General features: G+C 72.4%; 9 protein-coding genes and 1 pseudogene. 2 read left to right on the top strand and 8 right to left on the bottom strand.

What is annotated here, in order from left to right; all coding sequences use genetic code 11:
* Nucleotides 1–1,368, bottom strand: a pseudogene (locus STRAU_RS05560) (hypothetical protein); the annotation flags it as partial.
* On the opposite strand from STRAU_RS05560, the gene STRAU_RS42265 reads away from it, so the two are divergent.
* Nucleotides 1,348–1,986, top strand: coding sequence for a hypothetical protein (locus STRAU_RS42265; RefSeq protein WP_158692019.1), 639 nt, complete (start codon nucleotides 1,348–1,350; stop codon nucleotides 1,984–1,986). The pseudogene STRAU_RS05560 and the gene STRAU_RS42265 sit on opposite strands and share 21 nt — an antisense overlap.
* Nucleotides 1,987–2,303: 317 nt before the next feature.
* On the opposite strand, the gene cbiE is transcribed toward STRAU_RS42265, so the two are convergent.
* The 7 genes from cbiE to STRAU_RS05520 form a co-directional block, all read right to left on the bottom strand.
* A complete protein-coding gene (gene cbiE, locus STRAU_RS05550) occupies nucleotides 2,304–3,545 on the bottom strand; it encodes a precorrin-6y C5,15-methyltransferase (decarboxylating) subunit CbiE (protein WP_016639265.1) in 1,242 nt (413 codons plus the stop codon).
* Between the two features lie 199 nt (nucleotides 3,546–3,744).
* Entirely contained in the window at nucleotides 3,745–4,419 is a 675-nt protein-coding gene (locus tag STRAU_RS05545; protein WP_016639264.1) for a GNAT family N-acetyltransferase, read from the bottom strand.
* 173 nt (nucleotides 4,420–4,592) lie between these two features.
* A complete protein-coding gene (locus STRAU_RS05540) occupies nucleotides 4,593–5,423 on the bottom strand; it encodes a MetQ/NlpA family ABC transporter substrate-binding protein (protein ID WP_016639263.1) in 831 nt (276 codons plus the stop codon).
* A 1-nt stretch (nucleotide 5,424) separates the two neighbouring features.
* Nucleotides 5,425–6,258: a MetQ/NlpA family ABC transporter substrate-binding protein gene (locus tag STRAU_RS05535; protein WP_016639262.1), complete on the bottom strand. Its 834-nt coding sequence runs from the start codon at nucleotides 6,256–6,258 to the stop codon at nucleotides 5,425–5,427.
* 66 nt (nucleotides 6,259–6,324) lie between these two features.
* On the bottom strand, nucleotides 6,325–7,122 hold the full coding sequence (locus STRAU_RS05530; protein WP_016639261.1) for a methionine ABC transporter permease: 798 nt from the start codon (nucleotides 7,120–7,122) through the stop codon (nucleotides 6,325–6,327).
* Complete coding sequence (locus STRAU_RS05525; protein ID WP_016639260.1) at nucleotides 7,119–8,192, bottom strand: methionine ABC transporter ATP-binding protein; 1,074 nt, start codon at nucleotides 8,190–8,192, stop codon at nucleotides 7,119–7,121. Before STRAU_RS05525 ends, STRAU_RS05530 begins: the two co-directional genes overlap by 4 nt.
* A 423-nt stretch (nucleotides 8,193–8,615) precedes the next feature.
* The gene (locus STRAU_RS05520) at nucleotides 8,616–9,263 is read right to left on the bottom strand and encodes an HAD-IA family hydrolase (protein WP_016639259.1); all 648 of its coding nucleotides are present in this window, start codon (nucleotides 9,261–9,263) and stop codon (nucleotides 8,616–8,618) included.
* Nucleotides 9,264–9,353: 90 nt separating this feature from the next.
* On the opposite strand from STRAU_RS05520, the gene STRAU_RS05515 reads away from it, so the two are divergent.
* Entirely contained in the window at nucleotides 9,354–9,713 is a 360-nt protein-coding gene (locus STRAU_RS05515) for a hypothetical protein (protein WP_016639258.1), read from the top strand.
* Nucleotides 9,714–9,720: the final 7 nt, after the last annotated feature.

The raw sequence follows: 9,720 nt of genomic DNA, 5'->3' as shown, positions 1-9,720 counted from the left end.
GCCGAGGGCGGCCTGGGCCGCGGGGTCGGTGCCGGGCCCGGCGGTGGCTGCCGCGGGCGCGGTCTGCGTCGCGGTGGCCTCCGGGGCGGGCGCGGCAAGGGGCTCGGGGCCGGGCGCCGTCAGGGACTCCGGGGCGGAGGGGGGCGCCACGGCGTCCGAGGCGGCGTCTTCGGCGGAGCCTGGTTCGTTCGTTCTCAGGGGTGGGTCGACCGGGGTGGCCGACTCGGCCGGAGTGGTCGGCTCGGCCGAAGCAGCCGGCTCCGCCGGTGTGGTCGGCTCGGCAGGGGGCATCTGGGCGGCCGACGCGGCGACCGTGACGGCATCCGGGCCCGCGGGGACCGAGCTGTCGGCGGTGGGGGCGGGGGCCGCGTGCGCGCCCGCGCCGGAACCCGCACCCATGTCCGCGTCCTCGGTGTGCGTGGCGGCGGGGGCCTGGGCGTTCGCGGCCGGTGTCTCCGGCACGTCCGCCGCTCCCGGGGCCTCCGCGATCCCCGGAAGGTCGGGGGTCGGCACAGTGCCCGGGGCGTGCGCCGCCTGCTCGGCGTGCGCCTCGGTGGAGCCCGGCGCGTCCGCGGGCGCGTGCGGAGCGTCCGCGGCGTCGAGTGCACCCGATGCCTCAAGCGCGCCAGGGGCGTGCGGCACGGAGCCGGGTGTGGGGGCGTCCGAAGGGCCCGATGCGTTGGCCGGAGCCGAACCGTCGGTCGCGGCCGGAGCCTCGGCCGGGACGGTGCCGTCGACCGGGGCGGAGCCGTCCGCCGGGACCGAGGGGTCGGCCGGGACCGGGGCGCCGGACGGGACCGAAGCTTCGGACGGGTCCGGAGCGAACGCCGAGCCCTGCGGTGAGAGTGTGGTCGCTGTGGTCCCGGGGGCCCCCGGGCCCTCTGGGACGACCGTTTCTGCAGGTGTGACCTGGGGTTCCGTGGCTGTCCCGGAGGAGCTCTGCGGCTGCGCGGCCCAGGGTGCCGCGCCCTGCGGCGGGATCTCGCCGAGTTGCGGGCCGGGCAGCGCGCCCGCGTCGTCCTGCGGGATGTCGAGGTATTCGGGGCCGCTCGTCGGCGGGCCCGCGTGCCGGACCGGCATCGGGTGCGGCGTACCGCCCGCGGGGCCTCGGTCGGCCAGCGAGCGGACGGGGCTCGCGGCGACGTCGGGCACGGTGGGGGCGGCCGGGCCGCGATGCAGGGGGCGGCGGGTGGGGCTGGGGTGCGAGGCGGGGGCACCGTGGCTCCCGTGCAGGGGGATGCCGGTGAGGTCGACGGAGCCGCTGTCCCGGCCGGACGTCTCGTGCGGTCCGGGCTGGTGGGCGACCCGCTCCTGACCGACTGCGGCGTGCCCCTGACCGACTGCCGCGTGCTCCTGACCGACCGACACCTGCTCCGGACCGGCCGACGCGTACTCCTGGGCGGCCGACGCCTGGCCCTGGGCGGCCGACGCCTGCTCCGCACCGGCCTGGACCTGGGCGAATACCGGCTGCCCGGGGTGCGCCTCCGCGGCCACGGCCTGGCCGACACCCGCCTGGGCCGCGTCCTGACCCGGCGCGTCCTGACCCGGCCCGCCCTGGACCGCCTGGGCACCCCCGATCGGCGCGTCCTGGACCGGTGCGTTCCGACCTGCGGCTTCCTGGCCGAACGGGACCTGCCCGACCAGCTGCTGGCCAACTGCCTGCTGCCCGACTGCCTGCTGCGCGAACCGCGCCGCTTCCGCGCCGGGCTGTGCCTGCGCCTGTACCTGTACCTGTACCTGCGCTCCCTGCGCGGGCTCCGGCTGCCCGGTGCCCGGCTGCGCGGTCTGCGCCTCGCTCCACGCGCCCTGGGCACCCGGCATCAGCAGCAGGTCGTCGTCCTCGGCGGGGTTCTCGGAGGGGTCGAGGAAGGTGTACGCGGCCGGCGCGGGGACGCCCGGCTGCTCCACCCTGCCTGCGTTCTCCGGCAGTCCCTCGCCCGGGACCTGGCCGGTGTCGGTCATGCGTACCCCTCGCCCATCGGTTAGTCCTTCTTTGACCGCCCGTCATCAACAACGAGCGCACGTGCCGCGCGGCACGCACCGCGTACGGACCACAGCTCGCCGCGTACGGACCACAGGCATTCTCGCGGTAGCACCGCCGCCGTGGCAGCTTGATCGGCCACGGTCCGCTGTGGACTGCGCCACGTCGCGCGTCCCGCGGTCCGCCGTACCACACGCACCCCCCAAAACGGGCGAGCTTTCCGGACTTTGACTGACACAGACCAACGAATCGCCGGGCGCCCAGGTGCGGTACAACGATCGGCCAGCCTACCGCGCACGGCGCGTCGGCAGGGTCGCGAGGGTCACGCCGTCCGGTCGAGGAGCAGCGCGGAGACCAGGAAGACGACGGTCCGCTTCCGCTCCGTCCAGGCGCGGGTGTCGAGTTCGACGGACTGGAGGAGCGCGCACTCCACGGCGTAGCCGTGCTCCGTGAGGTCCCGGCCGAGGAGTTCGGCGTCGTCGCGGGTCGCGGCGTGCGTGACGATGCGCTCGGGGCGGCGGTCGGCGACGGCCGAGACGACCGCCACTCCCCCGCCGCCGACGCGTACGACGTCGGGCTCGGGCAGGTTCTCCAGGATGTGCGGCGCGGTGCCGTGCACGATCTGGGCGTGCACGCCGAACCGGCGGGCGGCCGCGGTCGTGCGGGCGCAGGCGTCCGGGTCCCGGTCGACGGCGATGACGGCCGCGCCGAAGCGGGCGGCCTCGGCGGTGAAGGCTCCGGTGCCGCAGCCGATGTCCCAGACGAGGTCGCCCACACGCGGGCCGAGCCGGGCGAGTTGGGCGGCGCGGATGCGGTCGGTCTCGCCCTCGCCGAGCTCCTGGTCGCCTCCGTAGGCGGCCGCGGGCAGGGCCCAGCCGCGCGGCTCGGTGCCGGGTTCGCGGCCGGCGATCCAGCCGGTGTCGTGGGCGGCGGGGCCGCCGCCCGTGCCGCCGGGGCCACCGGTGCCCCCGATGACGATGACGACGTTCGGGTCGCGCCAGGCGTGGTCGGCGGCCTTGTCCGAGGTGACGACGCTGACCTGTTCGCGTTCGGTGCCGAGTTCCTCGCAGATCACGAAGGTGCGGTGGACGCCTTCGAGCAGCAGGCCGAGCTCGGCGGGGCCCGCGCCGGGCGACGTGAGCACGGCCACCTTGCTGTGCGCGCGACAGGCGTTCACCGCGCGGCGCAGGGTGCGGCGGTGGGCCACCACGATCCGGGCGTCGTCCCAGGGCATGCCGGCGCGGGCGAATGCCTGGGCCACGGAGGAGACGGCGGGCACCACTTCGACCTCGAGGCCGAATTCGGGGGCGCGCAGGGTGCGTACGACGCCGAAGAAGCCGGGGTCGCCGTCCGCCAGGACGACCGCTGTGCCGCGGTGGGCGGCGATGCGGCGGGCGGCGAGGGCGACGCTGCCGAGGCGGACGCGTTCCGCTGTCGGCGGGACCTCGGGCAGGGCCAGGTGGTGGGCCGCGCCGGCGACGAGGGTGGCGGCGCTCAGTGCGGAGCGTGCCGCGGCGGTCAGCGGCGAGCCGTCCCAGCCGATCACCGTGACCCGGTCGGCCATGGTCGTCTGTCTCCTGGAGTCTCGGGTCGGTCGTACGGTGCGGGGCCGCCGCGTGCGGCCAGGGGGAGCGTACCTGGTGGTGCCCTGCCGGGGGCTCCCCAACCCCGCCCCTTCCCGCAACCCCGCTCCGCGGCTCGTCCTCAAACGCCGGACAGGCTGAAATTCCGCCGCCCGGGTGGGGAAAGGAGAGGCCCCCCGGTCAGTTCCAGTCCGAGAAAGCCGTATAACCGCTCTCCGCGAGCTGCTCGCTGACGCCCTCGAGGTCCTCGGGCAGCAAGCTCCACACAATGAGGTCGGTCCGCACATCGATCCAGCCGCCGAGGGGATCGCCTCCGTTTCTGACACGTGCTATCCACGCGCCGCGCAGGACCCCTTCGCTGATGCAGCCGATCTTCTGGGCCACCTGCTGCGCGGCGGTGTTGTCCGCGGCCGTGCGCAGCTCGATGCGCTCGAACTTCTGGTCGTGGAAGAGCCACTGGGCGGTGGCGAGCGCGGCCTCGGAGGCGTACCCCTCGCCGCGGGCCCAGGGGGCGGACACATAGCTGAGCTCACTGGAGCGCACCCGCCAGTCGGTGCGGCGCAGCCGCACGGAGCCGACCAGGCGCTGGGTGAGGAACTCGGTCACGGCGAGGACGATCCCGCGGCCCTCGGCCCGTTCGGCGGGGGCGAGTTCGGTGATCCAGGCGCGGGCGTCGGCCTCGGTGTACGGCTGGGGCGCGGCGGTCCAGGCGGTGACGAGCTCGTCGTTCATCATCTCCGCGTACGCCGTGATGTCCGCTTCCTCGAACGGGCGCAGCACCAACCGCTCCGTGCTGATGGAGATGTCGGGAAACCCGGAGGAACCCGAGGAGGCTGTAGTCATGCGCCGCTCCATAACCTTCATGGGCCTGTCGCTCCGTGAATCGTCAACGTCCTCAAGGACCTCCAGACCTGCTGAAGTGCCAAGCATGCAGCATGGCGGCGCGCGGACGCACCACGGGGTCCACTCCGGAGTGCGGAGCGGACCCCGTGCGCGGGGACGGGACAGCGGCGGGGCAGGGGGGCGCGTCAGCCGGCCGTGACCGGCAGCACCGACCCCTTGTACTTGTCCTCGATGAACTTCTTCACCTCGGGCGAAGTCAGCAGCTCGGCCAGCTTCTTGACCCTCGGGTCGTCCTCGTCGCCCTTCTTGACGGCGAGGACGTTGTTGTACGGGTTGTCCTTCGCGGACTCCAGGAGGACGGCGTCCTTCTTGGGGCTCAGGCCCGCGTCGAGCGCGTAGTTGTTGTTGATGACGGCCGCGTCGACGTCCTTGAGGGAGCGCGGCAGCTGCGCGGGCTCCAGGGGCTTGATGGTGAGCTTCTTCGGGTTGGCCGCGATGTCCTCGGGGGTCGCCTCGGCACCCGCGCCCTTCTTGAGCTCGATCACGCCCTTGGAGGCGAGCAGTTGGAGCGCCCTGCCCTCGTTGGTGGTGTCGTTGGGGACGGTGACGGTCGCGCCGGGGCGCAGATCGGATACGTCCTTCAGTCCCGCGCGGCCGCCGTCCGCGTACACGCCCATCGGCGGCAGATAGACCTCGGTCACCGGCACCAGGTCCGTCTTCTTGGACTTGTTGAAGTCGTCGAGGTACGGGGTGTGCTGGTAGAGGTTGGCGTCGAGGGAGCCCTCCTGGAGCGCGGTGTTGGGCGTCACGTAGTCCGTGAACTCCCGCACCTGGAGGTCCAGGCCCTCTTTCTCCGCCAGGTTCTGCTGGATGTACGCGAGGACTTCACCGGCCGGGGTCGGGGTGGCCCCGACGACGAGCTGGTCGCCGTCGGAGCCGGAGCCCGCACCGCAGGCGGTCAGGCCGAGCGACAGGGTGAGGGCCCCGGCCGCGGCGGCGATGACGGCCCGGCCCATGTCAGAAGGCCGCGACGACGGCGCCGTCGTACTTGTCGTCGATGAACTTCTTGACCTCGGGCGAGGTGAGGAGCTTGGCGAGCTTCTTCACGCGCGGGTCGTTCTCCTCGCCCTTCTTCACGGCGAGGAAGTTGCCGTACGGGTTGCCCTTGGCCTTCTCCGCCACGAGGGCGTTCTTGGCGGGGCTGAGGTCGGCCTCGAGCGCGTAGTTGCCGTTGATCACCGCGGCGTCGACGTCGTTGATGGAGCGCGGCAGCTGGGCGGCCTCCAGCTCCTTGAACTTCAGGCCGAGCGGGTTGGAGACGACGTCCTTGGGGGTGGCGGCGAAGCCGACGCCCTCCTTGAGCTTGAGGACGCCGTTGTCGGCGAGCAGCTTGAGGGCGCGGGCCTCGTTGGTCGTGTCGTTGGGGACGGCGACCGTCGAGCCCTTCTTGAGGTCGTCGAGCTTCTTGATCTTCTTGGAGTAGACGCCGAGGGGTTCCAGGTGCACCGTCGCGCCCGGGACCGGAACGATGTCCGTCTTGTTCTTCTTGTTGAAGTCGTCCAGGTACGGCTTGTGCTGGAAGTAGTTCGCCGAGACCTCGCCCTGCTGCACGGCGGTGTTGGGCGTGACGTAGTCGGTGAACTCCTTCACCTCCAGGTCCAGGCCCGCCTTCTTCGCCAGGTTCTTCTTGACGTAGTCGAGGATCGCGCCCTGCGGCGTCGGGGTCGCGGCGACGATGAGCGGCCCGTCCTTGTCGGCGGCGGTGCCCTTGTCGGAGCCGCAGGCGGTGAGGCCGAGGGTGAGGGCTCCGGTGGCCAGGACGGCAGCGGTGATCTTGATGGTGTTACGCACGAAAAGTGCCTTTCTCCATGGGTGGTACACCCCCGCGGTGATGGTGCGGGGTGGTGCTGGGTGAACTCAGGAAGCCTTGACGGGCTCCCGCTCGGGCTCGGCGTCCGCCGTGACCGGGTCGGTGGTCCGCACGGGCTCGGCGGTGGCGGCGCTCTCCTGCGCCTTGCCGCGCAGCAGCCGGAGCCGGGGGGCGGCTCCGGAGCCGCCGCCGCGGCGGTGCAGGCCGCGCGCCGCGTAGTCGCCGGCGAACTGGATGACGGAGATGACCACGGCGAGGATCGCCACGGTGATCCACATCAGCTCGGTCTCGAACCGCTGGTAGCCGTAGCGGATCGCGAGGTCGCCGAGGCCGCCGGCGCCGACGGTGCCCGCCATCGCCGAGTAGCCGATGAGCACGACGATCGTCGTGGTGACGCTGGAGATCAGCGACGGCAGCGACTCGGGCACGAGGACCTTGCGTACGACGGTCCAGGTGTTGCCGCCCATCGACTGCACGGCCTCGACCAGGCCGTGGTCGACCTCGCGCACGGCCGTCTCGACGAGCCGGGCGAAGAACGGGATGGCGCCGATGGCGAGCGGCACGATGGCCGCCTCACGGTTGATGGTGGTGCCGACGACCCAGCGCGTGAAGTCCATCAGGGCCACGATGAGGATGATGAACGGCATCGAGCGGGCGATGTTCACGACCTGCCCGATGACCTTGTTCACGACCACGTTCTGCAGCAGCCCGCCGCGGTCGGTGAGGACCAGCAGGATGCCGAGCGGCAGGCCGCCGACGACGGCGATCAGCGTCGACCAGCCGACCATGTAGAGCGTGTCCCAACATGCCTGCTCCAGCAGGGGCTGCATCTCCGACCAGGTCACTTGGCACCTTCCTTCACCAGCGCGGCGGCGGTCGCGGGCGCGTCCTGCGCCGGGATCGACGCGGGCGCGTCACCGGCCACGTCGACCTGGAGGCCCTGCTCGCGCAGGAAGCCGATCGGGACGACGTTCTCCTCGAAGCGGCCGGGCAGCTCGATGCGCATCCGGCCGACCTGCTTGCCCGCGACGGTGTCCATGGCGGCGCCGAGGATCGAGATGTCGATGTTGTACGTGCGCGACAGCTGGGAGATGACCGGCTGGGTCGCGGCATCGCCGTGGAAGGTCACGTCGACGACGGTGCGGTCGGCGCCGGTGGCGTCGCCGCTGACGGGGAAGAGCGCGGCGGCGAGCTGCGAGCCGGGGGTGGCGAGCAGTTCGTTGACGGTGCCGGACTCCACGATGCGGCCCCGCTGCATGAGCGCGGCCGAGTCGCAGACCGTCTTGACGACCTCCATCTCGTGCGTGATCAGCAGGACGGTGAGGCCGAGCTGGCGGTTGAGGTCGCGCAGGAGCTCCAGGATGGAGCGGGTGGTGTCCGGGTCGAGGGCGCTGGTCGCCTCGTCCGAGAGCAGCACCTTGGGCTCGCCGGCCAGGGCGCGGGCGATGCCGACGCGCTGCTTCTGGCCGCCGGAGAGCTGCGCCGGGTAGACCTTGGCCTTGTCGGCGAGGCCGACCAGGTCCAGGAGGTCGAGCGCCTTGCGGGAGCGTTCCTTGCCGGACAGGCCGAGGATCTCGAGCGGCAGCTCGATGTTGGCCTGGACCGTGCGCGAGGACAGCAGGTTGAAGTGCTGGAAGACCATGCCGATGCGGCTGCGGGCGGCGCGCAGTTCCTTGCCCGCCCTCGGTCCGCGCCCGGCGAGCGCGGTGAGGTCCTGGCCGGCCACCGTCACCGTGCCGGAGGTGGGGCGCTCAAGGAGGTTGACGCAGCGGATCAGGGAGGATTTACCGGCACCGGACTGGCCGATGACGCCGTACACCTCGCCTTCCCGCACATGGAGATCGACTCCGTCGAGGGCGGTTACTTCACGACCGCGTGAGCGGTAGACCTTGGTCAGGCCGGAAGTGGTGATCACTGGGGTTTCCGTCACTGTCGAGTGCACGGCGCGGTGGCGCCGGGGCACGGGGCATTCGTTCGGAACGCGGCACGGTTCTCGCGATGTCGGGGAAGAACCGGAGGACGTGTGCGCGGGGCGGGCTCGCTTGCTACGGATGCGTACGTGACTTCTACGGGTGCGTACGTGGCGTAGTGGCGCGGCACAGCGGCTTCGCTTCGGGGCGCGAGGCTCTCAGTGGTGCGGGGGCCCTCAGAAGGCGCACATTCGACACATACAACGAGCACCGGGCGTCGTGATCGCCTCGGTCGCAAGGGTGCGGTAGCTCGTCGTGGTCATGCGGAACAGTAAAACACGCGTGCGGGCGCGTCCCGCCACCGCTGTCCGAATAGCGGACGAACTTGGGACGACGGCGGACGCCGCGCCGCACACCTGGGACGACGCTCAGGCGCCGGTGCCGATCTCCACGCCACCCGCCGTGGCCTGCGCGGACACCGCCGAGAGGTCCCGCACGACGACGTCGGCGGACAGCTCGGGCGCGGTGTGCGTTGTGGTCAACGCCACGGTGGTCATGCCGGCGGCCCGGCCGGCCGTGAGACCCGCGGGGGCGTCCTCGAAGACCACGCAGCGCGCCGGGTCCACGCCGAGCGTGCGGGCCGCGAGCAGGAAGGGCTCCGGGTCGGGCTTGCCGCGGGTGATGTCGTCGGCGGCTATCAGCGTCTTCGGGCGGATCCCGACCTCGGCGAGGCGGGCCTCGGCCAGGCGGCGGGACGCGGAGGTGACGACGGCCCAGCGCTCGGCGGGCAGCGACGCGAGCAGGTCGAGGGTGCCGGGCAGCGCGACCACACCGCCCGCGACGTCGGAGACCTCAAGGTCCTCGATCCGGGCCACGGCCTCGGCCACGCGGTCCGCGGGCAGCAGGTCGGCGACGATCTCGGCGGCGGGGCGGCCGTGCAGTTCGACCGCGGCGAACTCCTCGGCGGTGATCCCGTACTCCTTTGCCCAGCGCGTCCAGCAGCGGTGGACGGATTCGATGGAGGAGACAAGGGTGCCGTCGTTGTCGAACAGGAGCGCTTCAGCCTGGATCTTCATGGCCTCGACGATACGGGGGGACCCACCCGCGGATCCTGGGCCCCCGGGGCCGAGCACACCGGGCCTTTTGGCCCGTAATAGGGTCTCGGCATGCTTGTTGCCCTGACCGTCGCGACCTCCGTGGCCGCGCTCGCGCTCGCGGCCTGGTGCGGCTTCGCCGCCTACCGGGACCAGCCGACGAAGGACTGGCACTTCATCGGCATGGGTGTGGTCACCCTGCTCGCGCTGGTCCAGCTGATCGTCGGCGTCGTGCAGCTGGCGCGGGGCGAGGACCCCGAGCAGGGCACGACGATCTTCGTGGCGTATCTGATCGGCTCGTTCGCGTGCGTCCCGGCGGCGGGCTTCATGTCCCTCGGCGAGCGCACCCGCTGGGGCTCGCTGACCGTCGCCGCGGGCGGCGTGGTCCTCGCCGTCCTCGAAGTGCGGCTCTACGACATCTGGGGAGGCTGAGGTGACG

It is taken from the genome of Streptomyces aurantiacus JA 4570, assembly GCF_000414115.1.
GTDB classification, from domain to species: domain Bacteria; phylum Actinomycetota; class Actinomycetes; order Streptomycetales; family Streptomycetaceae; genus Streptomyces; species Streptomyces aurantiacus_A.
The sequence above is the reverse complement of the archived record's forward strand: the minus strand, read 5'-3'. Positions and strand labels throughout refer to the sequence as shown.

Bases quoted from the DNA above. Each gene is read 5' to 3' on its own strand.
- cbiE (WP_016639265.1), bottom strand. From the start codon at position 3,545: ATGGCCGACCGGGTCACGGTGATCGGCTGGGACGGCTCGCCGCTGACC.
- STRAU_RS05545 (WP_016639264.1), bottom strand. From the start codon at position 4,419: ATGGAGCGGCGCATGACTACAGCCTCCTCGGGTTCCTCCGGGTTTCCC.
- STRAU_RS05540 (WP_016639263.1), bottom strand. From the start codon at position 5,423: ATGGGCCGGGCCGTCATCGCCGCCGCGGCCGGGGCCCTCACCCTGTCG.
- STRAU_RS05520 (WP_016639259.1), bottom strand. From the start codon at position 9,263: ATGAAGATCCAGGCTGAAGCGCTCCTGTTCGACAACGACGGCACCCTT.
- STRAU_RS05515 (WP_016639258.1), top strand. From the start codon at position 9,354: ATGCTTGTTGCCCTGACCGTCGCGACCTCCGTGGCCGCGCTCGCGCTC.